The organism is Micromonospora sp. DT231, from assembly GCF_049847025.1.
In the GTDB taxonomy this organism is placed as follows: Bacteria; Actinomycetota; Actinomycetes; order Mycobacteriales; family Micromonosporaceae; genus Micromonospora.
On record NZ_JBNCNO010000020.1, the window covers coordinates 22,843 to 48,151 of the forward strand.

27 protein-coding genes are annotated in these 25,309 nt (G+C 72.0%); 19 read left to right on the plus strand and 8 right to left on the minus strand.

The window, feature by feature from the left end:
• The first annotated feature begins 1 nt into the window (after nt 1).
• The 7 genes from ACPXBU_RS32945 (at nt 2) to ACPXBU_RS32975 (ending at nt 7,518) form a co-directional block, all read left to right on the plus strand.
• Nucleotides 2–814 (plus strand): TIGR03936 family radical SAM-associated protein, encoded by an 813-nt coding sequence (locus ACPXBU_RS32945; protein WP_425761175.1) that lies wholly within the window; start codon nt 2–4, stop codon nt 812–814.
• Between the two features lie 131 nt (nt 815–945).
• Entirely contained in the window at nt 946–4,020 is a 3,075-nt protein-coding gene (locus tag ACPXBU_RS32950; protein ID WP_425761176.1) for an Rne/Rng family ribonuclease, read from the plus strand.
• Between the two features lie 117 nt (nt 4,021–4,137).
• Nucleotides 4,138–4,629, plus strand: coding sequence for a hypothetical protein (locus ACPXBU_RS32955; RefSeq protein WP_425761177.1), 492 nt, complete (start codon nt 4,138–4,140; stop codon nt 4,627–4,629).
• Between the two features lie 225 nt (nt 4,630–4,854).
• Entirely contained in the window at nt 4,855–5,169 is a 315-nt protein-coding gene (gene rplU, locus ACPXBU_RS32960; protein ID WP_007464063.1) for a 50S ribosomal protein L21, read from the plus strand.
• 11 nt (nt 5,170–5,180) lie between these two features.
• The gene (gene rpmA / locus ACPXBU_RS32965) at nt 5,181–5,435 is read left to right on the plus strand and encodes a 50S ribosomal protein L27 (RefSeq protein ID WP_007464062.1); all 255 of its coding nucleotides are present in this window, start codon (nt 5,181–5,183) and stop codon (nt 5,433–5,435) included.
• 93 nt (nt 5,436–5,528) lie between these two features.
• Nucleotides 5,529–6,998 carry a GTPase ObgE gene (obgE, locus tag ACPXBU_RS32970; protein ID WP_425761178.1) on the plus strand — a complete coding sequence of 490 codons (1,470 nt, stop codon included), beginning with the start codon at nt 5,529–5,531 and terminating at the stop codon, nt 6,996–6,998.
• A 70-nt stretch (nt 6,999–7,068) separates the two neighbouring features.
• Complete coding sequence (locus ACPXBU_RS32975; RefSeq protein WP_393375628.1) at nt 7,069–7,518, plus strand: GNAT family N-acetyltransferase; 450 nt, start codon at nt 7,069–7,071, stop codon at nt 7,516–7,518.
• A gap of 15 nt (nt 7,519–7,533) precedes the next feature.
• Here the strand turns inward: ACPXBU_RS32975 and ACPXBU_RS32980 are convergent, their stop codons facing one another.
• Together ACPXBU_RS32980 and ACPXBU_RS32985 are read right to left on the minus strand one after the other, a co-directional pair.
• Nucleotides 7,534–8,193, minus strand: coding sequence for a DUF6766 family protein (locus ACPXBU_RS32980; RefSeq protein WP_393375626.1), 660 nt, complete (start codon nt 8,191–8,193; stop codon nt 7,534–7,536).
• A gap of 64 nt (nt 8,194–8,257) precedes the next feature.
• Nucleotides 8,258–8,749: a DUF4383 domain-containing protein gene (locus tag ACPXBU_RS32985; protein ID WP_393375623.1), complete on the minus strand. Its 492-nt coding sequence runs from the start codon at nt 8,747–8,749 to the stop codon at nt 8,258–8,260.
• A gap of 230 nt (nt 8,750–8,979) precedes the next feature.
• On the opposite strand from ACPXBU_RS32985, the gene ACPXBU_RS32990 reads away from it, so the two are divergent.
• Genes ACPXBU_RS32990 through ACPXBU_RS33000 form a run of 3 tightly spaced genes read left to right on the plus strand, consistent with a single transcriptional unit; the run spans nt 8,980 to nt 10,995 of the window.
• Complete coding sequence (locus ACPXBU_RS32990; RefSeq protein WP_425761179.1) at nt 8,980–9,849, plus strand: hypothetical protein; 870 nt, start codon at nt 8,980–8,982, stop codon at nt 9,847–9,849.
• Nucleotides 9,850–9,880: 31 nt separating this feature from the next.
• Entirely contained in the window at nt 9,881–10,348 is a 468-nt protein-coding gene (locus ACPXBU_RS32995; protein ID WP_393375617.1) for a phage holin family protein, read from the plus strand.
• Nucleotides 10,345–10,995, plus strand: a complete 651-nt coding sequence (locus tag ACPXBU_RS33000; RefSeq protein ID WP_393375615.1) for a DUF3618 domain-containing protein — start codon at nt 10,345–10,347, stop codon at nt 10,993–10,995. The genes ACPXBU_RS32995 and ACPXBU_RS33000 overlap by 4 nt, the downstream gene beginning before the upstream one ends.
• Before the next feature lie 109 nt (nt 10,996–11,104).
• Here the strand turns inward: ACPXBU_RS33000 and ACPXBU_RS33005 are convergent, their stop codons facing one another.
• Nucleotides 11,105–12,187: a glycosyltransferase gene (locus tag ACPXBU_RS33005; RefSeq protein WP_425761180.1), complete on the minus strand. Its 1,083-nt coding sequence runs from the start codon at nt 12,185–12,187 to the stop codon at nt 11,105–11,107.
• Between the two features lie 159 nt (nt 12,188–12,346).
• On the opposite strand from ACPXBU_RS33005, the gene ACPXBU_RS33010 reads away from it, so the two are divergent.
• Entirely contained in the window at nt 12,347–12,985 is a 639-nt protein-coding gene (locus tag ACPXBU_RS33010; RefSeq protein WP_425761181.1) for a cyclase, read from the plus strand.
• Nucleotides 12,982–14,151, plus strand: coding sequence for a zinc-dependent alcohol dehydrogenase (locus ACPXBU_RS33015; RefSeq protein ID WP_425761182.1), 1,170 nt, complete (start codon nt 12,982–12,984; stop codon nt 14,149–14,151). The genes ACPXBU_RS33010 and ACPXBU_RS33015 overlap by 4 nt, the downstream gene beginning before the upstream one ends.
• A 54-nt stretch (nt 14,152–14,205) precedes the next feature.
• On the opposite strand, the gene ACPXBU_RS33020 is transcribed toward ACPXBU_RS33015, so the two are convergent.
• Complete coding sequence (locus ACPXBU_RS33020) at nt 14,206–15,447, minus strand: cytochrome P450 (RefSeq protein ID WP_425761183.1); 1,242 nt, start codon at nt 15,445–15,447, stop codon at nt 14,206–14,208.
• Nucleotides 15,448–15,607: 160 nt separating this feature from the next.
• On the opposite strand from ACPXBU_RS33020, the gene ACPXBU_RS33025 reads away from it, so the two are divergent.
• Complete coding sequence (locus ACPXBU_RS33025; RefSeq protein ID WP_393375604.1) at nt 15,608–16,009, plus strand: hypothetical protein; 402 nt, start codon at nt 15,608–15,610, stop codon at nt 16,007–16,009.
• 57 nt (nt 16,010–16,066) lie between these two features.
• On the opposite strand, the gene ACPXBU_RS33030 is transcribed toward ACPXBU_RS33025, so the two are convergent.
• Nucleotides 16,067–16,285 (minus strand): DUF397 domain-containing protein, encoded by a 219-nt coding sequence (locus ACPXBU_RS33030; protein ID WP_151488717.1) that lies wholly within the window; start codon nt 16,283–16,285, stop codon nt 16,067–16,069.
• A 69-nt stretch (nt 16,286–16,354) separates the two neighbouring features.
• On the opposite strand from ACPXBU_RS33030, the gene pepN reads away from it, so the two are divergent.
• The gene (gene pepN / locus ACPXBU_RS33035) at nt 16,355–18,871 is read left to right on the plus strand and encodes an aminopeptidase N (protein WP_425761184.1); all 2,517 of its coding nucleotides are present in this window, start codon (nt 16,355–16,357) and stop codon (nt 18,869–18,871) included.
• Nucleotides 18,872–19,072: 201 nt separating this feature from the next.
• Here the strand turns inward: pepN and ACPXBU_RS33040 are convergent, their stop codons facing one another.
• Nucleotides 19,073–20,287 (minus strand): FAD-dependent oxidoreductase, encoded by a 1,215-nt coding sequence (locus ACPXBU_RS33040; protein ID WP_425761185.1) that lies wholly within the window; start codon nt 20,285–20,287, stop codon nt 19,073–19,075.
• 152 nt (nt 20,288–20,439) lie between these two features.
• On the minus strand, nt 20,440–21,108 hold the full coding sequence (locus tag ACPXBU_RS33045; RefSeq protein ID WP_425761186.1) for a PadR family transcriptional regulator: 669 nt from the start codon (nt 21,106–21,108) through the stop codon (nt 20,440–20,442).
• A 177-nt stretch (nt 21,109–21,285) separates the two neighbouring features.
• Between ACPXBU_RS33045 and nadD the strand changes: the two genes are divergently transcribed.
• The 5 genes from nadD (at nt 21,286) to ACPXBU_RS33070 (ending at nt 24,736) form a co-directional block, all read left to right on the plus strand.
• Complete coding sequence (gene nadD, locus ACPXBU_RS33050) at nt 21,286–21,882, plus strand: nicotinate-nucleotide adenylyltransferase (protein ID WP_357378495.1); 597 nt, start codon at nt 21,286–21,288, stop codon at nt 21,880–21,882.
• A 110-nt stretch (nt 21,883–21,992) separates the two neighbouring features.
• Nucleotides 21,993–22,400 carry a ribosome silencing factor gene (rsfS, locus tag ACPXBU_RS33055; RefSeq protein ID WP_393375596.1) on the plus strand — a complete coding sequence of 136 codons (408 nt, stop codon included), beginning with the start codon at nt 21,993–21,995 and terminating at the stop codon, nt 22,398–22,400.
• Nucleotides 22,397–23,056, plus strand: coding sequence for a histidine phosphatase family protein (locus ACPXBU_RS33060; protein WP_425761187.1), 660 nt, complete (start codon nt 22,397–22,399; stop codon nt 23,054–23,056). The genes rsfS and ACPXBU_RS33060 overlap by 4 nt, the downstream gene beginning before the upstream one ends.
• A gap of 48 nt (nt 23,057–23,104) precedes the next feature.
• On the plus strand, nt 23,105–23,959 hold the full coding sequence (locus tag ACPXBU_RS33065; protein ID WP_425761188.1) for a DegV family protein: 855 nt from the start codon (nt 23,105–23,107) through the stop codon (nt 23,957–23,959).
• A 3-nt stretch (nt 23,960–23,962) separates the two neighbouring features.
• Nucleotides 23,963–24,736, plus strand: a complete 774-nt coding sequence (locus tag ACPXBU_RS33070) for an SDR family NAD(P)-dependent oxidoreductase (protein ID WP_393375590.1) — start codon at nt 23,963–23,965, stop codon at nt 24,734–24,736.
• A 28-nt stretch (nt 24,737–24,764) separates the two neighbouring features.
• On the opposite strand, the gene ACPXBU_RS33075 is transcribed toward ACPXBU_RS33070, so the two are convergent.
• A complete protein-coding gene (locus ACPXBU_RS33075; protein WP_393375588.1) occupies nt 24,765–24,986 on the minus strand; it encodes a GntR family transcriptional regulator in 222 nt (73 codons plus the stop codon).
• Nucleotides 24,987–25,309 lie beyond the last annotated feature (323 nt).

Genomic DNA, 25,309 nt, shown 5'->3' on the forward strand with positions numbered 1-25,309 from the left:
GATGGTCGGACACGCAGGTACACCCGAGGAGCCCACGATCGCCAAGAAGCCTCAACCCGAGGGCGGCCAGGCACCGGTCGTCCAGCGCGTCCGCATCAGGTACGCCAAGCGCGGGCCGCTGCGGTTCACCTCGCACCGGGACTTCGCCCGGGCGTTCGAGCGCGCGCTGCGCCGGGCCGCCGTGCCGGTCGCCTTCTCCCAGGGTTTCCACCCGCACCCGAAGATCTCCTACGCCAGCGCCGCGCCCACCGGGGTGGCGAGTGAGGCGGAGTACCTGGAAATCGCTCTCCAGGCGGCTGTCGACCCGGAGCAGTTGCGGGCCGCGTTGGACGCCGCGCTCTCGCCGGGGCTGGACGTTCTGGACGCCGTGATCGCCGAGGGGGGCAACCTCCCGGACCGGATCGAGGCGTCGCACTGGCACATCGAGTTGCCCGAGGTCGAGACCGAGGTGCTCCGCGCCGCGGTGGACGCCTTCCTCGCGGCGGACGAGGTGCTGGTGGAGCGGATGACCAAGCAGGGCCGACGCACCTTCGACGCCCGTGCCGCGGTGATATCTGTCGATGTCCTCACGCCAACGCCGACGCCTTCCGGGGTGCCGGCCGTACCGTGTGCGATACTCGAACTGGTCGTGCGGCAGGTCACCCCGTCCGTACGGCCCGATGACGTCCTTTCCGGCCTCCGCGTGGTGGCCGACCTGGAGCCGCCGGTTTCGCCGAGGGTGACCCGGCTGGCTCAGGGCACGTTGACCGCGCAGGGTGCGATCGTGGATCCGTTGGATGCGGATCGCGACGGGGCAGCCATCGTTGGGCACTGACCGACGGTCCGTGCTCTGGCAGGCAGACTTCGGCGGTCGCGCACCACGCGCGCCCGGCGGAAACACTTTTGCGGCGACCCTGCGTGGCAGCGCTCACCCGCGCCCGGGGTAGCCAGAACTGGAGAACGTCCATGCTCGAGAACGAGCCCGAGGGCGGCGAACGGACCGGTTCACAGCCGGCCGGGGAAACCGCCGACCAGAGCACCACGGCCGACGGCGCCGCCGTCGCGACCCCCACCACGGCCGTCGGTTCGGCTTCGGTGGAGCCGGACGGCGCGGAGAGCGCCGAGCCCGCCGCGCCGGTACGACGCACCCGGGCGACCCGGCGTCGCGCCGCCCCGCTCAGCCAGCCGGAGCAGACCGACGCGCCGGCCGAGGCGTCCACCAGCGAGGCCGCCAGTGCCGAGTCGCCGCAGGCGGAGGTCTTCGCCCCGATCTCCGGCGACCAGGACGTCGCGCCCAAAACCCCCCGGCGCCGGCGCAAGGCCACTCCGGTCGAGACCACCGCCGAGGAGCCGCTTGTCGCGTCCTCCGCGGAGGGGGCACCGGCCGACGTGGTTCCGCCGGTCAAGGTGACCCGTACCCGGCGCAAGAAGGCCACCCCGGCGGCCGTCGAGGAGCCGCCCGCGGTCGAGGAACCGGTCGCCGAGGAGCCGCCCGTCGAGGAGTTGGCCGAGGAGCCGGTCGTCGCCGAGGAGCCGGCGGCCTCCGACCTGCGCGAGGCCGAGGCCGAACTGAACGACATCCCGGGCGCGACCGCCGCCGGGTCGCCCTGGACCAGCGCCGGCGAGGTGTCGCCGGGTGTTGCCGTCTCCGGTGTGACAGCTGAGCCGATCGAGCCGGCAGAGGTCGAGCCGGAGCAGCCGCGTACCCGTCGTCGGCGGGCCGCGCTCTCCGCGCCCACCGTGCTGTTCATGGCCCCCCAGCCGGACGCCGTGCCGGTGACCCGGCCGGTCGAGCCCGCTCCCGTCGCCGAGGAACCGGCGGTGGAGGAGGCCGCGGAGCCGTCCCGCCGCCGTCGGCGTGGTCGCCGCGAGGTCGAGCCGGTGGAGCCGGTCGAGGTGATCGAGGCCGAGGAGGAGCCGACCGAGGAGGCCGACGAGGCCGCCGAGGCGGACGAGGACGACGACGACAGCGCCGCCGCGCGCCGCCGCCGCCGGCGTGGTCGCCGAGGTCGGGGCCGGGGCAAGGGCGGGGCCGACGACGCCGAGGACGAGGAGTCCGAGGAGGCGGCGCAGGCCGACGAGGAAGAGACCGCCGAGGTCGAGACCGAGGGTGACGAGGACGAGGAGACCGAGGGCGGGGACGGCCTGACGCGTCGCCGCCGGCGTCGTCGTCGCCGGGGCGCGGGCGACACGGAGGGTGCCGCCGACGACGGCGTACCGACCGTGGTCAAGATCCGTGAGCCGCGCCGGACCGTCGACGAGGTGCAGGGTGTGTCCGGTTCGACCCGGCTGGAGGCCAAGCGCCAGCGCCGCCGGGACGGCCGGGAGCAGCGGCGTACGCGACCGCCGATTCTCAGCGAGTCGGAGTTCCTGGCGCGCCGGGAGGCTGTCGACCGGGTGATGGCGGTCCGCCAGCGCGGTGACCGGACCCAGATCGCCGTCCTGGAGGACGGGGTGCTCGTCGAGCACTACGTCACCCGCAACTCCTCCGGCACCATGGCCGGCAACGTGTACCTGGGCAAGGTGCAGAACGTGCTGCCGAGCATGGAGGCGGCGTTCGTCGACGTCGGCCGCGGTCGCAACGCGGTGCTGTACGCCGGCGAGGTCAACTGGGACACCTCCGGTCTGGAAGGGCGGGCCCGCTCGATCGAGCAGGCGCTCCGCTCCGGCGACTCGGTGCTGGTCCAGGTCACCAAGGACCCGATCGGGCACAAGGGCGCCCGGCTGACCAGCCACATCGCGCTCTCCGGCCGGCACCTGGTCTACGTGCCCAACGGCAACGCGTCCGGGATCAGCCGCAAGCTGCCGGACAACGAGCGCAAGCGGCTGCGGGACGTGCTCAAGAAGCTGGTCCCGGACGGCGCGGGCGTGATCGTCCGGACGGCCGCCGAGGGCGCCAGCGAGGACGAGCTGGCCCGCGACGTCAAGCGGCTGCAGGCGCAGTGGGAGGACATCCAGGCCAAGGCGGCCGAGGGTGGCGCCCCGGCGCTGCTCTACGGGGAGCCCGACCTGGTCATCCGGGTGGTCCGGGACCTGTTCAACGAGGACTTCCGCGAGCTGGTGATCGAGGGCGAGCAGTCGTACGACGTCGTCGAGTCGTACCTGTCGCACGTCTCGCCGGACCTGGTCGACCGCGTACGCCGGCACGTCGGCACCAGCGACGTCTTCGCCGAGTACCGGATCGACGAGCAGATCATCAAGGGCCTGGACCGCAAGGTCTTCCTGCCCTCCGGCGGCTCGCTGGTGATCGACCGCACCGAGGCGATGACGGTGGTGGACGTCAACACCGGCAAGTACACCGGCTCCGGGGGCAACCTGGAGGAGACCGTCACCCGTAACAACCTGGAGGCGGCGGAGGAGATCGTCCGCCAGCTCCGGCTGCGCGACATCGGCGGCATCGTGGTGATCGACTTCATCGACATGGTGCTCGAGTCGAACCGTGAGCTGGTGCTGCGCCGACTCACCGAGTGCCTCGGCCGGGACCGCACCAAGCACCAGGTCACCGAGATCACCTCGCTCGGTCTGGTGCAGATGACCCGTAAGCGGATCGGCGCGGGCCTGCTGGAGGCGTTCAGCGAGACCTGCGAGTGCTGCAAGGGTCGGGGCGTCATCATGCACACCGAGCCGGTTCCGGAGAAGGCGCGTGCTGCCGGTGCCGCGGAGAAGGTCAAGGCTGTCGCCTCGTCGGTGGCCGCCGCCCCGGCCGCCGAGCAGGGCACCGCGTCGTCCCGTCGCCGGGCGCGCAAGAACGCCCCGGCCGAGCGGGCCGTGGTCGAGGTCGTCGACGTCGACACCGACTCCAGCGCCGAGCCGGACGCCGACTACCAGGACACCATGGGCTACGACCTGTCCCGCTACGAGGCGGACACCGCCGCCGCGCCGGCGATCTCCGACAGTCAGCAGGGGGAGTCGGCCCGGCTGGCCGCGGCGGACGACCCGGACGCGCTCGCCGACGGCGAGGGCGACGAGGACAGCACCGAGGGTGGCGCCGGCCGCCGCCGTTCACGCCGGGGTGGCGCCCGCCGGCGGACGCGTCCCTGACCGCCTGACCGGCCAAGTGTTTGACGAGGTCCCTTCCCCGGCAAAGTGACGGGGGAGGGACCTCGCCGTGGTGGCCACTCCGGCCCAGGATCGGCCGTCCCTGGTCAGGAGAAGAAGATGCGTCGTCTGCTCGCCGTCACCGCGCTGATCGCAGTGCTCTTCGACGCGGCCGGCTGCTCCGCCGACCGGCCGACGGGCGTGGGGTCCGATCCGGCCGCCGTGACCACAGGTGACACGGCCTCCGGGCCCAGCGGCAGGTCGGCAAGTGGTGCCGCCGCGGGCGTCGCCACGGAGGTTTGTGCCGCCGCCCAGCAGGCCAGCACCACAGCCGTCCGCACGTACGTGGCCGAGCTGGGCCAACTGGTCGCGGCGGTGGGCGCCGGGGACAGCGATAAGGCCGAGGCCGCCCGCGTACGGGCCGAGGCGGCGTTGACCGGCTGGCGGAGCGAGCTGCGCAAGCAGTCGGAGCGGGCCACCGATCCGCAGCTCAAGACACTGCTCACCGACCTCGGCACCGAGGTCGCCGCGCTCGGCGCCGACGTCGAGTCCATCGACGAGACCGAACTCGACAGGCTCCAGCAACGCCTCGACCAGCTCTGCGCGCGTTGACCAGTGCCTGTTTCGTCAGGGCGGTCCGTCCGGGCCCGCCGGTCCTGGTGAAACAGGCCCCACGGTGGGCCGGTTTGGGGTCCGGGCCGGCGATGGCGTACTCTTGCCTGCGGCCCACCTTTGGTGTGCCGAGTTCCCGTGTGCCCACGCCGCCGTGCACTGCTACCCGGCGAGCCGCTGCGGGGACGACCGCCAGCAGCCTCAACGACAGGGAGTCCGCCTCCGATGTACGCGATCGTCAAGACCGGCGGCAAGCAGTACAAGGTCGCCGAGGGCGACGTGATCGAGGTCGAGAAGCTCACCGGTGCTCCCGGTGACGCGGTGAAGCTCACCGCGGTGCTCCTCGTCGACGGTGACGACCTGGTGACCGACGCGGCGAAGCTTGCCGAGGTCGCGGTGTCCGGCGAAATCGCCGCGCACACCAAGGGCCCGAAGATCCGGATCCACAAGTTCAAGAACAAGACCGGCTACCACAAGCGCCAGGGTCACCGCCAGCCGTTGACCCAGGTCAAGGTGACCGGCATCTCCAGCGGGAAGTAGGTCGTCCTCCAATGGCTCACAAAAAGGGTGCGTCCAGCTCGCGTAACGGTCGTGACTCCGCGGCCCAGCGACTCGGCGTGAAGCGCTTCGGTGGTCAGGTCGTCAGCGCCGGTGAGATCATCATCCGGCAGCGTGGCACCAAGTTCCACCCCGGTGACCTGGTCGGCCGTGGCGGCGACGACACGCTGTTCGCGCTGTCCGCCGGTGCGGTCCTCTTCGGCACCAAGCGCGGTCGCAAGACCGTCAGCATCGTTCCGCAGCAGTAGTTCTCCGGCTAAGCGGGCCGCGGACCTCCGGGTCCCGGCCCGCTTAGCTTTTTTCGAAGTGCGGGGTCGGACCTCGCTGGAAGGATTGACGCCGTGGCGACGTTCGTTGACCGGGTCGTTCTGCATCTGCAGGCCGGCGATGGCGGGCACGGCTGTGTCTCGATCCACCGCGAGAAGTTCAAGCCCTTCGGTGGGCCGGACGGCGGTAACGGCGGGCACGGCGGCAGCGTGTCCCTGGTTGTCGACCCGCAGGTCACCACCCTGCTCGACTTCCACTTCCACCCGCACGTCAAGGCCGACAACGGCAAGGGCGGCGCCGGGTCGAACCGGGACGGCGCCAACGGCCGCACCCTGATGCTGAAGGTGCCCAACGGCACCGTGGTGCAGACCACCGACGGCACCGTGCTCGCCGACATGGTCGGCGCCGGCACCACCTTCGAGGTCGCTCGGGGCGGGCGCGGCGGGCGGGGCAACGCGTCGCTGGCCAACGCCAAGCGCAAGGCCCCCGGCTTCGCCGAGCTGGGGGAGCCCGGTGACCAGCTGGACATCGTGCTGGAGCTGAAGAGCGTCGCCGACGTGGGCCTGGTGGGCTTCCCGTCGGCCGGCAAGTCGTCGCTGATCTCGGTGATCTCCGCCGCGAAGCCGAAGATCGCCGACTACCCGTTCACCACCCTCGTGCCCAACCTCGGCGTGGTCCGGATGGACAACCACACCTTCACCGTCGCCGACGTGCCGGGTCTGATCCCCGGCGCGGCCAACGGCAAGGGGCTGGGCCTGGAGTTCCTGCGGCACATCGAGCGCTGCGCCGTGCTGGTGCACGTCATCGACTCGGCGACCCTGGAGCCCGGCCGCGACCCGGTCGCCGACATCGACGCCATCGAGGCCGAGCTGAGCCAGTACGGCGGGCTGACCGACCGCCCGCGACTGGTCGCCGTGAACAAGGTCGACGTGCCGGACGGCCGGGACCTCGCCGAGATCGTCCGCCCGGATCTGGAGGAGCGCGGCTACCGGGTGTTCGAGGTCTCCGCGGCCACCCGGGAAGGGCTCAAGGAGCTGACGTACGCGATGGCCGAGCTGGTCGAGGCGGAGCGCAAGGCCGCGCCGCCCGCCGAGCCGACCCGGATCGTGATCCGTCCGATCGCGGTGGACGACGACGGGTTCACCATCACCGCCGAGGCGGACGGCTCGTTCACCGTTCGCGGTGTCCGGCCGGAGCGCTGGGTCAAGCAGACCAACTTCGACAACGACGAGGCGGTCGGCTATCTCGCGGACCGGCTCGCCCGGCTCGGGGTGGAGGACAAGCTGGCCAAGGCCGGCGCGGAGCCCGGTGATCTGGTCCGGATCGGTGAGCGCGAGTTCGACTGGAAGCCGACGCTGTACGCCGGCGTGGAATTCGTACCCGGCAACCGGGGCACCGACGTCCGCCTGGAGGAGAAGTCGAACCGGCTCTCCGCGGCGGACCGGCTCGCGGCCCGCAAGGCTCGCCGGGTGCGATCGGCGGACGAGGTGGGCGCGGACGCCTCCGACGACGACGAGGACACCGACGAGGGCGACGCCGAGTAGTCCGTTGCGCTCCGTGATTGGGTTGATTTCCGGAAACCTCCGCGAAATCCACCAGTCCTAGCGTGGGGTGATGCTGATCGAGTCACGGCCCGTCACCGATCCGGAGATCGCCGCCCTGGTCATCGCACAGCAGCGTGAGCTGCTGACGGCTGATGGTGGGTTGGATGGGCAGGTCTTCGTCCCCCACGACGACGTCCGCTACCTGGCGGCGGTGGTGAACGGTCGGGCGGTCGCCTGTGGCGGGCTCCAGTCGATCGACGCCGAAACCGGCGAGATCAAGCGGATGTACGTCCGGCCCGCCTACCGGGGGCGGGGCATCGCCCGTCAACTGCTCGCCGCACTCGAGGAGTGTGCGTTCCGGCAGGGGCAGTCGGTGGTCTGCCTGGAGACGGGCACCTACCTGCCGGCCGCGATCGCGCTGTACACCTCGTGTGGCTACGACCGGATCCCGGTCTACGGCGAGTACGTGGGCAACCCGTACAGCGTCTGTTTCGCCAAGCGACTGCCGGTCGCGGCCTGACGGCCGTGCCGCCGCTCACGCCCCGGTGCTGGCGTGAGCGACGGTCACCGGCTTCGACTCGGGTGAGGCGTGCTGACGCAGGACGATGCTCAGCAGGACCAGCGCTCCGACGGCGAGGAACTCGCTCTGCCAGTTCTGCATGGACTGGAACCAGAAGTCGCTGGTGCCGAGGAACTCCCACACGCCGATCGGCGGAGCGCCGCTCTGCAGCGCCTGCTCCTTGTTGTAGGCGGCGGTGCCACCGAACAGGTGGCCGACGAACGACCCGGCGAAGATCAGCAGCAGCGCGAGGGAGAGGCTGTTGCGGTAGATCACCAGGGGCAGGCCACCGGCGCGTACCGGCCAGGGTGACTGTGGGGTGGCCCGACGCTCGTCGTCCTCCGGTCGGTCGGTCTGGTCCACCGGCTTCGACTCGGCCGAGCCCCGCTGCACCAGGTGCGCGGTGAGCAGGACGTACCCGCCCATCTGGAGAAACTCCGACTCCCAGTTCTCGAAGACCGACTCGACGAAGTGCCCACTCGTCAGGTACGCCGGCCAGCTCAGCGGCGCGGCCCCGAACTCGGTCAGCTCCTCGTTGTGGGTCTGCCAGCCGAAGACGCTCTGCAACACCAGGAAGATCAGGAATGCGCCCAGCATGGCGAAGGCCAGGGCGTTGTCGCGTAGCCAACGAGGCATGTCGCACCTCCTTCGCCGCTCGATTACCCCGGCCGGCGTGCCCGGGAAACCCCAAATTTCCAGGTCAGTGCCGATCGGCCGGGTTGTCCAGACGCCCGCCGGTGCCCGCCTGGTTCGACAGCAGCAGCCCGAGCGCGAGCATCCCGAAGCCGAGGGCGAGGTGCAGCCAGTTGTCGGCGTCGTTCACCGGCAGGATGTTCGCCCCGCTCTCGGCGTCGACAGCCTCGATGCCCAGGCCGTACAGCCAGAGCGCGAGATAGCTCGCCCCGCCGGCGGCCAGGAACACGCGGGCGCCGGCGACGCTGCGGGCCAGCACCAGGCCGACCAACCCGTAGAGCAGGTGTACCGCGTTGTGCAGGATCGACACCTGGAACAGCCCGAGCAGTCGCGCGTCCGAGTGGTGTCCGGCGAACCTCAGCTCGCCGTAGTCGGTGGTGATGCCGGGGACGAAGCCGAGAACACCGATCAGCAGGAAGACCCCGGCCACGACCAGCGCGGCCACCTGGACCCGGGGTCGTGGACCCGCCCGTCGGCCACCTCGCACGTCTCGTGCCATCGCTGCCCCCTCCGTGGCTCTGCGAGCCCTCGCGAACCGCACTGTCCGCAGCGGCGACATGACGCAGCCCGACGATCCTCCATTTTGAAGTCGATCCAGCCGGCCGCGCAGAGAAATGCACGAAGAAGTATGGAAGGCGAAACCGAGGGTAGGTGAATGGTCAGCGGTCGCGGCAACGCACCGCATCCCCCCAGCACAACCGCGACGACTTTCTGAGCGGAAGGGAAATCATGTCTTACGATCCTTCATCTACGTCTTCCACGTACGGGCAGGCTTCGACGAACGGCGGCGGCGTCCGCGACCAGGTGCGCCACGTCGGCTCCGAAGCCGCGCAGGCTGGCGGCGCGGTCGCCCAGACCGCGAAGGAGCAGGGCACCGAGGTCGGCCGCGAGGCGGCCCGGCAGGCCCGCAACGTGTACGGCGAGGCCCGCACCCAGCTCGCCGGCCAGGCCGGTGAGCAGCAGCGTCGGGCCGCCGGCGGGCTGCGTTCACTGGCCGACGAGATGCGCTCGATGGCCGAGCAGGGTGGTCAGGCCGGCCCGGTGACCGAGCTGGCCCGTCAGGCCGCCGACCGGGTGCACGGCGTCGCCGGCTGGCTGGAGCAGCGCGAGCCCGGCGACCTGATCACCGAGGTACGCGACTACGCGCGGCGCAACCCCGGCACCTTCCTGGTCGGCGCGGCGGTCCTCGGTGTGTTGGCCGGCCGGCTGACCCGAAGCGTCTCCGCCGCCGGTGACGACTCCGGCAACGGGTCCTCGTCCTACCGGGGCGCCGGGGCGTACGACCCGGAGCGGACCGCCGTCATCCCGACGCCGCCGCCCGCGCCCCGCGCGGTGCCGGACGCCGTCCCGCCGGGCGGCTACCTCGACCCGACCCCCGGCACGCAGACCGAGCCGACGTCCGGCGGCTACGCCGACCCGACGCCCGGCGGCTACGCCGACCCGACGCCCGGCGGCTACGCCGACCCGACGCCCGGCGGTTACGCCGACCCCAGCCGGGACGGCTACCCCGAGCACTCCGGCACCGGTCAGCCGCTGCCGCCGGTGCAGCAGACCGACCCGCTGCCGGGCGTTCCGTCCAGCGGCACCCCCCGCCCGTGAGCCGCCGAGTCATCCGAAGGGAGGCGACGGCATGACCACGCCGACGCAGGGGTCCGGCCTGGGCTCCGGATACCACCCCGACGCGGGTGCCCCGCACACCGCTGCGGAGGTGAAGGGCAGCTCGCTGGGTGACCTGATGCGTCAGGTCACCACCGACCTGTCGACGCTGATGCGCCAGGAGGTGGAGCTGGCAAAGGCCGAGATCCGTCAGGAGGGCCGGAAGGCGGGCAAGGCCGCCGGGCTCTTCGGCGGTGCCGGCTTCGGCGGCTACATGGTGGCGCTCTTCGTGTCCATCGCCGTGTGGCAGTTCCTGGACAACGTCATGGACTCCGGCCTGGCCGCACTGATCGTGGCCGTCGTCTGGGCCGCGATCGGCGCCGTCCTCTACTCCATGGCGAAGAAGAACGCCCAGCACGTACGCGGCCTCAAGCAGACGAACGACAGCGTGCAGCGGATCCCCGACGCGCTCAAGCCGCACCCGGAGGGAGTCACCCGATGAGCACCGATCCCGATCAGATCCGCCGGGAGATCGAAGCCACCCGTAACAGCCTCAGCTCCGATGTGGACGCGTTGGCGTACAAGGTCAGCCCGAGCCGCATCGTCGACGACCGCAAGCAGCGGGCCCGTTCCGCTCTGCAGAATGTGAGGGACAAGGTCATGGGAACCGCGTCTGACCTCGGCCACGGCACCGGCCAGGCGGCCCACTCGGTGGGCGACCGCGCCTCGTCGGCGGCCTCCAGCGTCAGCGACGCCGCGCACTCGGCGGCGACCACCGTCAGCGACGCCGCGCACAGCGCGCCACGGGTGATCCGGCAGAAGTCCCAGGGCAACCCTCTCGCCGCCGGTCTGATCGCGTTCGGGGTCGGCTGGCTGGCCTCGTCGCTGATCCCGGCGTCCCGCCGCGAGCAGCAGGCCGCGACCCAGCTCAAGGAGCGGGTCGGCGAGCACAGCGGTGCGGTGAAGGACAAGCTGGGGGAGGTGGCAAGCGAGCTCAAGGAGGAGCTGCGCGAGCCCGCCCAGCAGGCCGCCCAGTCGGTGAAGTCCACCGCCCAGGACGCCGTGCACGCGGTCAAGGACGACAGCAGGTCGGCCGCGCACGACGTCAAGGACCAGGCCCAGCAGGCCCGCCACCAGGTAAGCCCCTAACTCCGCCCGCCGCACCCCGACGACAGCTCGCGGCCACCACCCCGGTGCCCGCGAGCTGTCGCCCCCGCCCCAACCCCGTCGATCTTGCAGTTTCTGTCGGGGGTTTGTCCTATTGCGGGCCGTCTTGTCGCGACAGAAAGTGCAAGATCGCGCGGGTTAGGGGGTGGTGCGGGGCGGGGTTGGCAGCTCGGCGGATGTGGGTGTCGCCGTAGCGGACGCCGCCGCGCAGGAACCGTTGGGCTACCGCCAGCCAGCCGCACACACCGCGCTCCACCAGCCAGAGTGGGGCCGCCAGGGCCGTGGTCGGCGGAAACACCCGGTCACCACCGGCGCGACGACGACCCGCCTCGGCCAGGACGACCACCCCGGCCGCCGCGCCGAGCAGCAGCCGGGGCCGGCGTGACGCGACCGCCGCCGCCAGCCCCGGCAGGACCGCGAGCGCGGTCAGCAGGCGAGCCGGCTGGGCCAGATCGTCGTACGCCTGACGGACCCGTTGGCCGCGGAAGTGCGCGGCATCCGGCGGCAGGCGGCGGACGTACAGCCAGGCCGGCCTGGCCTCGACACCGCCGTACCCGCGGACGGTACGGATCAGCTCCAGGTTCTCGAAGAGCACATCCGGGTCGTACCCGCCCATGCCGAGGAAGGTGCTGCGCCGCACCGCGAGGGTGCCCGGGTAGTCGTCCCCGAGCGCCCGGTTGAGCAGCGTCCGGCCGGTGTCCCACCAGGCGTGCCAGGGCAGCGGGTCGAAGTAGTTCTGCGGTCGTACCAGGTCGACCCGGCCCAGCAGCCGGTGCACGGCGGTCAGCCCGGCCTCGTCGTACCGGACGTCGTCGTCCGCGATCACCACGTGCTCGTGGCCCGCCGCGCGCACTCCGGTGCGTACGCCGATCACCTTGCCGTTGAGCCCGCGGGCGGTGGCGTCGGGTGGGAGGTGTCGGACCAGCCCTCGCCAGGCGTCGGCGTGCCGCGCGAACAGGTCCGGTGCGGATCCGTCGACCACGATCACCTCGACCCGGTCGGCCAGCCACCGCAGGTAGCCGGTCAGCTCGGCCAGGCCGGTGTCGGCGTGCCAGCGCAGCGGCAGCACGTACGTCATCGGCAGGTGGACCGGCGACGCGCCGGCGCGGTCGCTGTCGACGCCCCACCGGCGCGCGGCGCGCCGGGCGTCACCAGGTGGGCTGAACAAGGACATCGACGTGCCTCCTCGCCAGGACAGTGGTGAACCGGTGGTCGAGCAGCACCTGCCCGCATTCCCGCCGATCAAACGGAGATGTTGTTTCGACCGCCGGACGTCGGGTAGCGCTGCCGGAAAGAGCTGTCCATCCCCGGACGTCCGGATGGAGGAGACGAGATGACACACAACGGAACGAGATGGGCGGTGCTCGGCGTCACCGCGGTCACCGCTGTCGGTGTGGGACGGGCGGTGGCCCGCCGACGGCGTCGGCATCAGCCGGAGCGGCAGGACGGCTGGTACGTGGTGCGTCGCGGGGTGACGGTGGACCGGTCCCGCGACGGGGTGATCGGCTTCTGGACCGACCGGGAACGGCTGGACCGCGCGCTGGCCGGGTGGGCCACCCTGGAGCAGCTCGACGACCGGCGCTGGCGGTGCGTGGCCCGCGACGGGGCCGGCGGCGACACGGAGTGGCGCGCGGAGATCACCGTCGACGGGCCGGGCGCGCTGCGGTGGCGGGTCGAGGACGGGCCGGTGCCGCAGGAGGGGCGCATCGAGCTGGCCGACGCCCCCCAGGACCGGGGCACCGAGATCCGGGCCGAGCTGCGGTACCGCTCGGGCCCGGTACGCCGGATGTTCGGCCTGATCGGCGGCGACGACCCCGATCAGGGGCTGCGGGACACCCTGCGGCGGGTGAAGTCGCTCGTCGAGTGCGGCCAGGTGATGGACACCCGGGACGACCCGTCCGGCCGGAGCCCGAGGCAGGAGAAGGCGACCGACAAGGTCCGGGAGAAGCTGATGACGGGAGGGCGGGCGTGAGGGCACTCTGCTGGGAAGGCGTCGGCAAGCTGGCGGTCCGGGACGTGCCGGAGCCCCGGATCCGCGCCGAGGGCGACATCATCGTCCGGGTCCGGGCGAGCAGCGTCTGTGGCTCCGACCTGCATCTGATCAACGGGTACCTGCCGGCGATGCGGGAGGGCGACATCCTCGGCCACGAGTTCATGGGCGAGGTCGTGGAGACCGGGCCCGGCGTACGACAGCACAAGGTCGGTGACCGGGTGGTGGTCGGCTCGGTGGTCGCCTGTGGTGGCTGCTGGTACTGCCGGACCGAGCAGTACTCGCTCTGCGACAACTCCAACCCCCAGCCGGTGTTCACCGAGAAGCTGTGGGGGCACTCGCCGGCCGGCATCCTGGGCTACTCGCACGCCGCCGGCGGCTACTCCGGATCGCACGCCGAGTACATCCGGGTGCCGTTCGGCGACATCGGCGCGTTCGGGGTGCCCGACGGGGTGCCGGACGACTCGGTGGTGTTCGCCTCCGACGCGATGCCCACCGGGTGGATGGCGGCGGACTTCTGCGGGCTCACCGGTGGCGAGGTGGTCGCCGTCTGGGGTGCCGGGGGCGTCGGTCAGATGGCGGCCCGGTCGGCGCAACTCCTCGGCGCCGAGCGGGTCATCATGATCGACCGGTTCCCGGACCGGCTCGCCACCGCCGCCGAGCGGGTCGGCGTCGAGACGATCAACTACGCCGAGACCGACGTGCTGGAGGCGCTGCGGGAGCTGACCGCCGGGCGCGGGCCGGACGCCTGCATCGAGGCCGTCGGCATGGAGTCGCACGACGTCGGGCCGACCTACGCGTACGACCGGGCGAAGCAGGCGACGCGGTCGCAGACCGACAGGCCGACCTCGGTCCGCCAGGCGATCATGGCGTGCCGTAAGGGTGGCACGGTGAGCATCGTCGGCGTGTACGCGGGTCTCGTCGACAAGTTCCCGCTCGGCGCGGCCATGAACAAGGCCCTGGTGCTGCGGATGGGGCAGATGCACGCGCAGCGCTACATCCCGATGCTGCTCGACCGGCTCGCCGCCGGCGAGATCGACCCCGGTTACCTGGCCACCCACCCGATCTCCCTGGAGCAGGGCGCACACGGGTACGAACTGTTCGAGAAGAAGCAGGACGGCTGCCTCCGCAGCGTCCTGCACCCCTGACCCGCTGCGCGCGCCGCCTCGCCGGTCACCGTCGAACGATCGGCGAGGCGGAGGTCAGGCGCGCCGAACGTCGAGGGTCAGACCGAGGGGCGGCAGCGCCGGCATCCGGTGCAGGTCCAGGGCAAGATCCTGGACGGGCACGTCGTAGCGCATGGCGCTGGTCAGGTTGGTGACCGCCCGTTTCATCAGGTCGATGGTGATCCACTCGCCCGCGCACCGGTGTCCGGCGAAGTGGTCACCGCCGCCCTGCGGGATCAACTCGAACGGGTCCACGCGTCGGTCGGCGAACCGCTCCGGCCGGAACAGCTCCGGTTCCGGCCAGAGGGCCGGGTGGTGGTTGGTGCCGTACAGGTCGAGCAGCACCCGCCGGCCCCGGGGAAAGTGGTGGCCCTGCCAGTCGAAGGAGTGCCGGACCCGGGCCGCCGCCATCGGGAAGAACGGGTAGTAGCGGCGTACCTCCTGGACGAAGTTCTCGGTGGCCTGGTCGTCGTCGCGGACCCGGTCCCGCCAGCCCGGATGGTCGTGCAGGGCGAGCGCGGCGAACGCCATGTACTGGTCCACGGCGACCACCGGCCGCAGCACGTTGAGCAGCTCCACCGCCGCGATCCGCCGGGGGAGGAGTTGGCCCCGCCGGTCCCGGTGCTCGGCGATCACGGCCAGGGCGCTCCCCGGCGGCGCCGGGAAGAGACCGACCCGGGTCCGTTCGATCAGGCCGGCGAGCCAGCGTTCGGCGCGGTGCCGGGCGAGCCGTCCCCGCCAGTGCCGGGGGCCGACCACCGCCGGCCCCTCGATCATCGCGTGCAGGTCGACGGCGCGTCGCTCGACCTGCGACGCGGGCAGCGGCACCCCGGCCCAGGCGCAGACGACGCTTGTCAGCAGGCGGCCCAACTCGTCGTAGAGCGGCAGCGGCCCGGCGGCCTCCCACGCGGGGATCCGGGCCCGCCACTCGTCGTCGAAGAGCTGACCGAGGCGCTGGATGGCGGCCGGCGTCATGATCGACATGAACATGGCCTTGCGGTCGGTGTGCTCCGGCCCGTCCAGCCCCTGCACGCCCCGCCGCCCGGTGAGGGTCCGCTGCACGCGCAGCGGCATCGCTGTCGCGCGTTGGAAGCGTTCGTTGTCGTAGAACAGCATCGCCGCCGGCCGGCCGCGCAGGCAGATGGTCGGGGCGAGCAGGATCCGGGTCTGGAAGACGTCGCTGCCGTACCGCTCGCAGCGCGCGCCGATGAACCGGTAGCCGGCGCGGAGCAGGGCGAGGGTGCTGTCCGGGCTGCGGTCGACGGGCATTGTCGCCATCGGGCCTCCTCACGCGCGGGTGCGGCCGGTCACCACCGGCCGGGTGCGGATACCCCCCTCGCCGCCGCTGAATCCCCGCACCGACGGCACGCCGGCTGGCCCCTCCCAGGAGCGGCGGAACCTGGTTTGCTGCTGGTGGGGCAACCACGGGGAGGGGCGGATGCGCGACAACACATCGCCGCACTGGCGGCAGCGGCGCACGGTCGGAGCACTGGGCGCAGGCCGTGACGGGCGGCCACTGATCGGGCCTCCTCGGCGGCCCGTCCGGCCGCACCGGTTCTTCACCGTGCACCTGGGCTTCACCGCGCCCACCGTGGTCGAGGCCCGCGAGCTGGCCGTGGCGTACGCGGAGGCCTTGACCCTGCTCCGCCCGGAGGTGGCGCTCGGCGCGGCGGCCCTGTCGCCGGCCGACGCCTGGCAGCGGGCCGAGCGGCTGTTCTGCGGTGCGGTCGGCCCGGACGGCGAGCGTTGCGTCGACGTGGCCGACCATCCGGGCTTCCACCACGCCCCGGGGCCCGGCGGTCTCGGTTGGGGCGACGGCGATGGCCCCGCCCGTGGCTGACCGCCGACCCGGGGCGTCGGCCCCGGGTCGGCGGCCACCGCACGGTGGCGGGCGCGATCAGTCCAGGTCGAACTCGCCGTCCTGTGCGCCGGCCACGAACGCGTCCCACTCGGCCTGCGTGAAGACCAGCACCGGCCCCTCGGGCTCGGACGAGTTGCGCATCCCGATCAGATCGTCGACGAAGGCGACCTCGACGGCGCTGTCGGAGGTGTCCCCTTCGGCCCGCTGCCAGACCGCCCGAGAGAGGTCGAAGTCGCCCTTGGGGTGCTGCGCCATTGTTCTTTCCTCCAGTGCCGAGGGTCGTGTGGTGACCGGGTGTCGATCCCCATCGGGCAGGATAAGCGGATGCCGAGCCTGACCCGTGTAGAGGCGACCGCGCGTGGCGCGGCGATTACTGTCGAGTCCTATCAGGTGGACCTCGACCTGACCGGAGGCGCGGAGGTGTTCCGCTCCCATGTCGAGATCCGGTTCCGGGCGACTCCCGGCACCGCGACCTTCGTCGAGCTCAAGCCCGCCACACTGCTGGCGGTACGCCTCAACGACCGCGACCTCGACGCCGGCCTGCTGACCGACAACCGGCTGCCGCTCACCGACCTCGCCGCGGACAACACGCTTGTCGTCGAGGCGGAGATGGCGTACTCCAACGCGGGCGAGGGGATGCACCGCTTCGTCGATCCGGCCGACGGCGAGACCTACCTCTACGCGGTGAGCTTCCTCGACAACGTGCAGCGCATCTTCGCCGCGTTCGACCAGCCCGACCTCAAGGCTCCCGTCGTCCTGTCGGTGACCGCGCCGCCGGAGTGGACGGTCTCCGGCAATGCCGAGGTGGCTGCCACACCGGCCCCGGGCCGCTGGGAGTTCGCCCCCAGCGCGCCGCTGGCCACCTACTTCTTCTCGCTGATCGCCGGTCCGTACCACGTGCGGCGCGCCGAGCACGACGGCGTGCCGCTGGGCATCTACTGTCGCCGGTCGCTCGCCGAGCACCTGGACGCCGACGCCGACGAGATCTTCACCGTCACCCGGCAGTGCCTGGACCGGTTCCACCAGCTCTTCACCGAGCGCTACCCGTTCGGCAAGTACGACCAGGCGTTCGTGCCGGAGTTCAACGCCGGCGCCATGGAAAACCCCGGCATCGTCACCTTCCGCGACGACTACGTGTTCCGCTCGGCGGTCACCGACACCCAGCGGGAGCTCCGGGCCACCACGATCGCCCACGAGATGGCGCACATGTGGTTCGGCGACCTGGTCACCATGCGCTGGTGGGACGACCTGTGGTTGAACGAGTCCTTCGCCGAATACCTGGGCACCCGGGTCACCGCCGAGGCGACCCGCTTCGACCAGGCCTGGACGACCTTCGCCATGCGCCGCAAGGCCTGGGGATACGCGGCCGACCAGCGGCCCTCCACCCACCCGGTCGCTCCGCCGGAGGTGGCCGACGCCGACGAGGGCCTGCTCAACTTCGACGGCATCTCGTACGCCAAGGGCGCCAGCGTGCTGCGGCAACTGGTCGCGTGGCTCGGCGACGAGGCGTTCCTCGCCGGCCTGAACGCGCACTTCGCCGAGCACCGCTTCGGCAACGCCACGCTCGCCGACCTGCTGGTCAGCCTCTCCACAGCCAGCGGCCGGGACCTGTCCGGTTGGGCCGAGGTGTGGCTGCGCCGGCCGCAGGTCAACACCCTGCGCGCCGAGGTCACCGTCGACGCCGACGGCCGCTACGCCGACGTGGCAGTGGTGCAGACCGCGCCGGAGTCCCACCCGGTGCTGCGCCCGCACCGCATCGGCGTGGGCCGCTACGAGGCGGACGGCACGGTGCGGCGCGACGACCTCGACATCGACCCCGCGGTCGACGGCGGCCGGACGGTGTTGGGCGCGTTGGCCGGCACGCAGGCGGCCCGGCTGTTGCTGCCCAACGACGGTGACCTCACCTACACCAAGGTGCGCCTGGACCCGGCGTCGGCGGAGGCGGTCGCGCTGATGCTGCCCCGCCTGGCCGACCCGCTCACCCGCGCGCTCCTCTGGGGTGAGGCACTGGACGCGGCCACCGACGGCGAGCGGCCCGTCGCCGGCCTGGTCGACCTGATGGCCGCCGCGCTGCCCGCCGAAACCGAAGTGATCATCGCGGAGGACGTGCTCACGCTCAGCCGGTCGTTGGTGGACCGCTACCTCGATCCTCTGGCCCGGTCGGCGGCGCTGGCTCGGGTCGCCGGGGCGTGCCAGCGGCTGCTCGACGGCGCGCCGGCGGGGCAGTCGTTGCAGTTGGCTGCAGCCCGGGGATGGATCGCCGCGACCACCGACACGGACCTGCTCGTCGGCTGGCTCGCCGGCCGGGACGTGCCGGCCGGGCTGCGGGTTGACGCGGAGTTGCGCTGGGCGGTGCTGCACCGGTTGGTGGTGCTGGGTGCGGCCGGCGAGGAGGAGATCGCCGTCGAGGCCGCCGCCGACAACAGCTCCACCGGCGCGCAACGGGCCGCCGGCTGCCGGGCCGCCCTGCCCGACCCGGCCGCGAAGAAGACGGCCTGGGACATCATCGTGCGCGACACCGCGCTGTCCAACCGGCTGCTGGAGGCGACCGCCGAGGGGTTCTGGCAACCCGAGCAGACCGAGCTGACCGCCGCGTACGTCGAGCGGTACTTCACCGACATGCCGGCGGCCGCGCGTCGGCGTACCCCGTGGACGGCCGACCGGGTCGCGAAGCTGGCGTTTCCCCACTACGCCGTGGCGCAGCCGACCCGGGAGGCGGCCGCGGCGCTGCTGGCCCGCGACGACCTGACCCCCGGCCTGCGTCGGGTGGTCACCGACGCCGACGACGACCTGCGCCGCGCGCTTGTCGCCCGCACGGCGGTGGCCGCCGCGGCGGCGTAAGGCTGGTGAGGCGCGGCGGCGGCGCCGCTGGTGGGGGGCCGCTGCCGCGCCTCGCCGCGCGTGATCCACTCGACGCCACGAATAGCGCGGGGTCCGGGACGGTACGACACTCCGATTTCCCGGACCCCGAGTTGATCAGCAAGGACCACCGCGATCAGCGAGGACCACCGCGATCAGCAAGGACGACCGCGCACCCGTAGCTCAGCGCGCCGCGGGCTCCGCCGTGACCGGCGCGTCCCAGTCGATGACGTACCGCTGCTCGTGGGCGATCGTCTTCTCCGGGTCCATCACCGTGCGCACCATCAGCGGCATCAGCAGCGGCATCAGCGTCCGGGCGACCGGCCCCGGCGCCTTGGCGTGGTTGATCCGGGCCGCGCGGGCGGCGACCTTCTCCACCCTGGCCCGGCGCAGCCGCACGTACGCGTCGAACGCCGCCGCCACGTCCGGCAGGTCACGCAGGCAGCGGGCGAGCTGTACCGCGCTCTCGATGGCCAGCGAGGCACCCTGTCCGGAGCTGTTCGACGGCGCGTGCACCGCGTCGCCGACCAGCACCATCCGGCCCCGGTGCCAGTGCGGCACGGGCGGCATGATCTGCAACGAGCCGGCCACCTGGAGCCCGTCGGCGTCGCTCGTCGTCACGAGTTCCCGGCCCGGGTCGTCGTCGCCGTAGCTGGTACGCAGCGTCTCCCACCACTGTCGCGCCGGCACCGCACGGGCCTCGACGAGGCTCATCGGCCGCTGCTGCGGCAGGTTGGCGCCCCACCGGGTGCCGCCGCCGGGCTCCGGCCAGTACAGGTAGTAGCCCCGTTGCCCGAACGCGAACGTCATCGTGCCCGGCTCGACGTCCACCTCGTGCCGGGCGACCGCCTCGAAGCTGAGCAGCCCGGTGAACCGGGGGCCGGGCGCGGCCGGGTCGATGAGCCCACGAACTGTCGACCGGATGCCGTCGGCACCGATCAGGACGTCGGCGGTGGCGGTGCTGCCGTCCTCGAACCGGGCCGTCACGCCGCTGTCGGTCTGCTCGGCGTCGACGAGCCGTTTGCCGTACGCGAAGCCGACGCCCTCGGCGACCGCCCGATCGTGCAGCGCCCGGTGCAACTCGGCCCGGTGTACCACCCGCAGCGGCGGCACCCCGGCCAGCGTGGGCAGGTCGATGCGGCGTCGACCGACCGCCATGACGCTGCGCGTGATCGGGGTGGCGGTCGCCGTCACCGCCTCGTCCGCGCCGACCAGGCGCAGGGCCGCCACGCCGTTGGGCGCGAGGGCGAGGGTGCCACCGATGCCGCCGGCCCCGTTGGCCGTGGCGGGGTACGCCTCGTAGACGGTGGCGGTGATGCCGGCTCGGTGCAGCGCGAGGGCCGTCACCGGCCCGGCGATGCCGCCGCCGATGACGATCGCGGTTCGTACCGTGGTCATGCTCTTCTCCCTGGGGTGTGTGGTCGCGTGCGACCGACCTGGGAGGGAGCCCGGCTATCCTCTGGTTGCCGCTTCGGGCCGGGTGCCTTCCCAGGCATCGGTTCGGGGTAAGGGCTCCGGCGGGGTGTTGGCGCACCCCGCCGGAGCCGTCTTCAGTCGGCTTCCCGGCTGCTGGCTCTCGGCGCGGTGGTTCTCTCGGACAACTCGGTCAGCTCCGCGGGCATCTCGCCGGTCTCGTGGTAGGCCCGCCAGGTGTCCAGCCCCGGATAGCTGCCCGAGGTCAGCTCCGCGAGCAGCCCTCGCAGCCAGGCGGCCTCCGCGTCCCGCAGGGCCAGGTCGTACTCCGACTCCACCAGGAACAGCCGCGGCACCTCCCGCAGGTGGGCGTCGAGCGTCTCGCGGTCCCGCCGGAGCGCGTCGTCGAGGAGGTCGAGCCGCTGACGGAGCAGGTCGATGGCCTCGTCGGGATGCAGGGCGGCGAGAACGGACAACCCCGCCCGGAAGCGGGGATGCTCCGGCATCGGGGTGGAGACCAGCTCGCGGGCCCAGTCGACAAGCTCGGCCCGCCCCGCGTCGGTGATCCGGTAGACGGTGCGTTCCGGGCGTCGGCCCTCGCGAACGCTCTCCACCGCGTCGATCAGGTGGTGCTTGTCCAGGTTGCGGATCACGGTGTAGAAGGAGCCCCACTTGAACTCCATGTCCTGGTCCTTGCCCCAGGCGCGCAGCGCGGTGGCGATCTCGTACGGGTGCATCGGCCGCTGGACCAGGGCGGACAACACGGCCAACGCGAGCAGGTTGCTGACCTTACGCCGCTTCGGCACGATGCCCTCCGGACTCGCTCGCTTCCAATTACTCGTCCGCAAGTATATGCACACGAGTAGGCCCACCGCGATCCCGCACGTGCCGCGATCGCCGCACGTGGTGATCGACGCCGGCCGGGGTGGGGCGCTCGCCCGGGCCGGGGTGGTCGGTCGCGGCGGTCGGCCTACGATCATCGGGTGGAGGAAGATATCCGGCGGATCGGCATCATGGGTGGCACCTTCGACCCGATCCACCACGGCCACCTCGTCGCGGCCAGTGAGGTGGCGGACCGGTTCGGCCTGGACGAGGTGGTCTTCGTTCCGACCGGGCAGCCGTGGCAGAAGGCTGACGAACCGGTCAGCCCGGCCGAGGATCGATACCTGATGACGGTCATCGCCACCGCCTCCAACCCTCGCTTCCAGGTCAGTCGGGTCGACATCGACCGCCGGGGTCCGACCTACACGGTCGACACCCTGCGCGACCTCCAGGCCGAGTACGGCCCCAAGGTGCAGCTGTTCTTCATCACCGGCGCGGACGCCCTGCAACGGATCCTGTCCTGGAAGGATCTGGACGAGATCTTCGAGCTGGCCCACTTCATCGGGGTGACGCGGCCCGGCTTCCCGCTTACCGACAAGCACCTTCCGGCGGACACCGTCAGCCTGATCCAGGTGCCCGCGATGTCCATCTCGTCCACGGACTGCCGCGCGCGGGTGGCCCGAGGTGAGCCGGTCTGGTATCTCGTGCCCGACGGTGTGGTGCAGTACATCGCCAAGCGAAGCCTCTATCAGCGCTGACCACGCCGAGTTTCGGCCGGTTTGTGCGTCTAACCGACCGAAACTGCGCGGTCGGGGCGTCGCCGGGTATGAGACGCTTGGAGCATCGCACGCTTGATCGAAGGAGAACGGTGACAGTTTCCGAACGCGCCCACGAGCTGGCAATGGCGGCAGCCCAGGCCGCCGCCGACAAGAAGGCGCAGGACATCGCGATCATCGACGTCGGCGACCAGCTCGCCATCACCGACGCGTTCGTGCTCGCCGCTGCCCCCAACGAGCGTCAGGTGCTGGCCATCGTGGACGCCATCGAGGAGAGCCTGCTGGAGCTGCCGGACAAGGCCAAGCCGGTGCGGCGCGAGGGCGAGCGTGGTGGCCGTTGGGTGCTGCTCGACTACGTCGACATCGTGGTGCACGTCCAGCACACCGAGGAGCGCGAGTTCTACGGGCTCGACCGCCTCTGGAAGGACTGCCCCACCATCCCGTTCGTCGATCGCGACCTGGTCGAGGCCGACGCCAGCGGGTCCGCCGCCGCCGAATGACCCGACTGATCGTCTGGCGGCACGGCAACACCGACTGGAACGCCGCCAACCGCGTCCAGGGGCAGACCGACGTACCCCTCAACGAGCTGGGTCGCGACCAGGCCCGCGCCGCCGCGCCGCTGCTCGCGGCGCTGCGGCCCGACGCCATCGTGGCCAGCGACCTGAGCCGCGCCGTGGAGACCGCCGCCGCGCTCGCCGCGTTGACGGGGCTTCCGGTGCGCACCGACGCGAGGCTGCGCGAGCGGCACTTCGGTCAGTGGCAGGGTCTGCACCTGACCGAGGTCGCCGAGCGTTTCCCCGAGGAGTACGCCCGCTGGCGGGCCGGCGACCCCGATCCGGGTGCGGATCTGGAGCCCCTGCACGACCTCGGCGAGCGGGTCGGCACCGCGCTGCGGGAAGCCGCCGACGCGGCACCGGGCGGCACTGTGGTGATCGCCACCCACGGGGGCGGCTCCCGGCAGGGCATCGGTCACCTGCTCGGCTGGGACACCGGTGTGCTGCGCACCATCGGTTCCCTGGCCAACTGCCACTGGAGCGAGCTACGGCACGACGACCGCGCGCCGGCGATCGGGCGTCCCCAGGACGTCCGTGGCTGGCAGTTGCGGGCGCACAACGTCGGCCTGGTCACCGCTCCGGTCGCCGTCGACGCGATCTGAGCGCTCGCGCTTCGGCGCTGGGGGTCTCGATCGGCTAGCGTGCCGGGCATGCCCGTCGCGGTCGTCATCGACTCCACCGCCTATCTTCCGCCTGAGCTGTTGCGGGCGCGCCGGCTGACGGTGGTCCCGTTGACGGTCGTGCTCAACGGCGCGGAGGGGCTGGAGGGGGTGGAAACCCAGCCGGCCGATGCCACCGTGGCGCTGAGCGCCCGGCGGGTCACGGCCACCACCTCCCGCCCGGCGCCCGACCAGTTCGCCCGGACGTACCGTCAACTGCTCGACGCCGGCGCGGACGGCATCGTCTCGGTGCACCTCTCCGCCGCGCTGTCCGGCACGGTTGAGGCCGCCCGCCTGGCCGCGGCCGACCTGGACGGCCGGGTCGAGGTCGTGGACAGCCAGTCCGCCGGCATGGGGCTGGGCTTTCCGGCCATCGCGGCCGCCACCGCCGCCGAGGTCGGCGTCGACCTCGCCGGGGTACGCGACGCGGCGCTCGCCGCGGTCGCCCGCACCACGGTCTTCTTCTACGTCGACACGCTGGAGTTCCTCCGCCGAGGCGGCCGGATCAACGCGGCGGAGGCGCTGTTCGGCACGGCCCTGTCCGTCAAGCCGATCATGCACATGCCGGACGGGGCGATCGTGCTGCGCGAGAAGGTCCGCACCGCCAGCCGGGGGGTGGCCCGGCTCGTGGACCTGGCCGTCGAGGCGGCCGGGGACGACGATGTGGATCTCGGGGTGCATCACCTGGCCGCGCCGCAACGGGCCGATGCGCTGCGGACCGCGCTCACCGAACGCCTCGGTGACCGGCTGCACGACACGTACGTCTCCGAGGCGGGCGCGGTCGTCGCCGCGCACGCCGGCCCGGGGCTGGCCTGCGTGGTCGTCCACCGCCGACCGGAGCGCTGAGCGGTGCCCACATCGTGTGTGGTGACCGGCGGTGGTCGCGGCGTCGGCCGGGCCGTGGTGGAACGCCTGGTGGCGACCGGTGCCACGGTCGTCGTGTTGGAGCGCGACGCCGACGCGGCCGACTGGTTGACCGGGCACCCGGCCGCCGACCGACTCGTCGCGGTGTTCGGCGACGCCGCCGACGAACGGGTGGCCGAGCATGCCGCCGAGCTGGCCGAACGCGCGGCGCCCCTGACCGGCTGGGTGAACAACGCGGCGGTGTTCCGCGACGCCGCGCTGCACTCGGCATCGGCCGACACGGTCCTGGACCTGATCGGGCTGAACCTCCGCCCGGCCGTGGTCGGCGCGGCGGTGGCCGTCCGCCGGTTCCTGGCCCGCGCCGCCGGCGGCGCGATCGTCAACGTCTCGTCGCACCAGGCCCGCCGGCCCGTGTCAGGCGCCCTGCCGTACGCGACGGCGAAGGCCGCGGTGGAGGGGCTGACCCGGGCGCTGGCCGTCGAGTACGGGAAGTACGGCATCCGGGCCAACGCGGTAGCGCTGGGCTCGATCGCCACCGAACGGCACACCGAATTCCTGGCCGCGCAGGAGCCCACCCAGGCCGAGTGGATCGACGCCGAGCTGAATCGGCTGCACCCGGTGGGCCGGATCGGGCGGGTCGACGAGGTGGCCGAGGCCGTCGCGTACCTGCTGTCACCGGCGGCGAGCTTCGTCAACGGGGTGGTCCTGCCGGTGGACGGGGGACGAGCCGTGCTCGGCCTCGACCCGGAGGCCCGCTGACGGCGGATCGTTCGTGCCAACCGGATATCTACCTGTCGGCGACGAAGACGCCCTGCCCCTGCTGACCGTAGACCAGGTCCCGCTCGTGCAACTCCTTGACGGCACGGTAGGCCGTGGAGCGTGCCACGTTGTAGAGCTCACCGATCTCGGACACCGATGGCAGTTGTTGGCCCGGTGGGTATTCGCCCGAGCGGATCTTCTGCTCGATGTCGTCCGCCACGCGGCGGTAGTGCGGCGGTCTCGTTGGCATGATCGATTCTCCTGGACTTCAGCAGAGATCATGTTTCCAGCCCGGTTGCGATCGAGACAAGGCGACAACACGGCAAAGTGGAGATAGTGAGAACTTGACTACACTGAGACAGTGGATACAGTGAGACAGTGATCGGATGCTCCTGGACTTCAGCACTCCCGAGGTGTCTGGTCTGCCCGCCCCGAGGTTCCCTCCGGGCGGGCTACTTCGGATCTCGCGAGAGGCGTCGACCATGCCAATCGACGAACCGGTATCCGCGGCGACCCAACTGTTCATGGCTCGTCGCGTACTGAATGCTCACTGGACCCGGGCAAACGACCGTC

Excerpts from the sequence above, each read along its gene's own strand:
- ACPXBU_RS32945 (WP_425761175.1), top strand. The coding sequence starts at position 2 with ATGGTCGGACACGCAGGTACACCCGAGGAGCCCACGATCGCCAAGAAG.
- ACPXBU_RS32950 (WP_425761176.1), top strand. The coding sequence starts at position 946 with ATGCTCGAGAACGAGCCCGAGGGCGGCGAACGGACCGGTTCACAGCCG.
- ACPXBU_RS32955 (WP_425761177.1), top strand. The coding sequence starts at position 4,138 with ATGCGTCGTCTGCTCGCCGTCACCGCGCTGATCGCAGTGCTCTTCGAC.
- rplU (WP_007464063.1), top strand. The coding sequence starts at position 4,855 with ATGTACGCGATCGTCAAGACCGGCGGCAAGCAGTACAAGGTCGCCGAG.
- rpmA (WP_007464062.1), top strand. The coding sequence starts at position 5,181 with ATGGCTCACAAAAAGGGTGCGTCCAGCTCGCGTAACGGTCGTGACTCC.
- ACPXBU_RS32975 (WP_393375628.1), top strand. The coding sequence starts at position 7,069 with ATGCTGATCGAGTCACGGCCCGTCACCGATCCGGAGATCGCCGCCCTG.
- ACPXBU_RS32980 (WP_393375626.1), bottom strand. The coding sequence starts at position 8,193 with ATGCCTCGTTGGCTACGCGACAACGCCCTGGCCTTCGCCATGCTGGGC.
- ACPXBU_RS32985 (WP_393375623.1), bottom strand. The coding sequence starts at position 8,749 with ATGGCACGAGACGTGCGAGGTGGCCGACGGGCGGGTCCACGACCCCGG.
- ACPXBU_RS32990 (WP_425761179.1), top strand. The coding sequence starts at position 8,980 with ATGTCTTACGATCCTTCATCTACGTCTTCCACGTACGGGCAGGCTTCG.
- ACPXBU_RS32995 (WP_393375617.1), top strand. The coding sequence starts at position 9,881 with ATGACCACGCCGACGCAGGGGTCCGGCCTGGGCTCCGGATACCACCCC.
- ACPXBU_RS33000 (WP_393375615.1), top strand. The coding sequence starts at position 10,345 with ATGAGCACCGATCCCGATCAGATCCGCCGGGAGATCGAAGCCACCCGT.
- ACPXBU_RS33005 (WP_425761180.1), bottom strand. The coding sequence starts at position 12,187 with ATGTCCTTGTTCAGCCCACCTGGTGACGCCCGGCGCGCCGCGCGCCGG.
- ACPXBU_RS33010 (WP_425761181.1), top strand. The coding sequence starts at position 12,347 with ATGACACACAACGGAACGAGATGGGCGGTGCTCGGCGTCACCGCGGTC.
- ACPXBU_RS33020 (WP_425761183.1), bottom strand. The coding sequence starts at position 15,447 with ATGGCGACAATGCCCGTCGACCGCAGCCCGGACAGCACCCTCGCCCTG.
- ACPXBU_RS33025 (WP_393375604.1), top strand. The coding sequence starts at position 15,608 with ATGCGCGACAACACATCGCCGCACTGGCGGCAGCGGCGCACGGTCGGA.
- ACPXBU_RS33030 (WP_151488717.1), bottom strand. The coding sequence starts at position 16,285 with ATGGCGCAGCACCCCAAGGGCGACTTCGACCTCTCTCGGGCGGTCTGG.
- pepN (WP_425761184.1), top strand. The coding sequence starts at position 16,355 with ATGCCGAGCCTGACCCGTGTAGAGGCGACCGCGCGTGGCGCGGCGATT.
- ACPXBU_RS33040 (WP_425761185.1), bottom strand. The coding sequence starts at position 20,287 with ATGACCACGGTACGAACCGCGATCGTCATCGGCGGCGGCATCGCCGGG.
- ACPXBU_RS33060 (WP_425761187.1), top strand. The coding sequence starts at position 22,397 with ATGACCCGACTGATCGTCTGGCGGCACGGCAACACCGACTGGAACGCC.
- ACPXBU_RS33065 (WP_425761188.1), top strand. The coding sequence starts at position 23,105 with ATGCCCGTCGCGGTCGTCATCGACTCCACCGCCTATCTTCCGCCTGAG.
- ACPXBU_RS33075 (WP_393375588.1), bottom strand. The coding sequence starts at position 24,986 with ATGCCAACGAGACCGCCGCACTACCGCCGCGTGGCGGACGACATCGAG.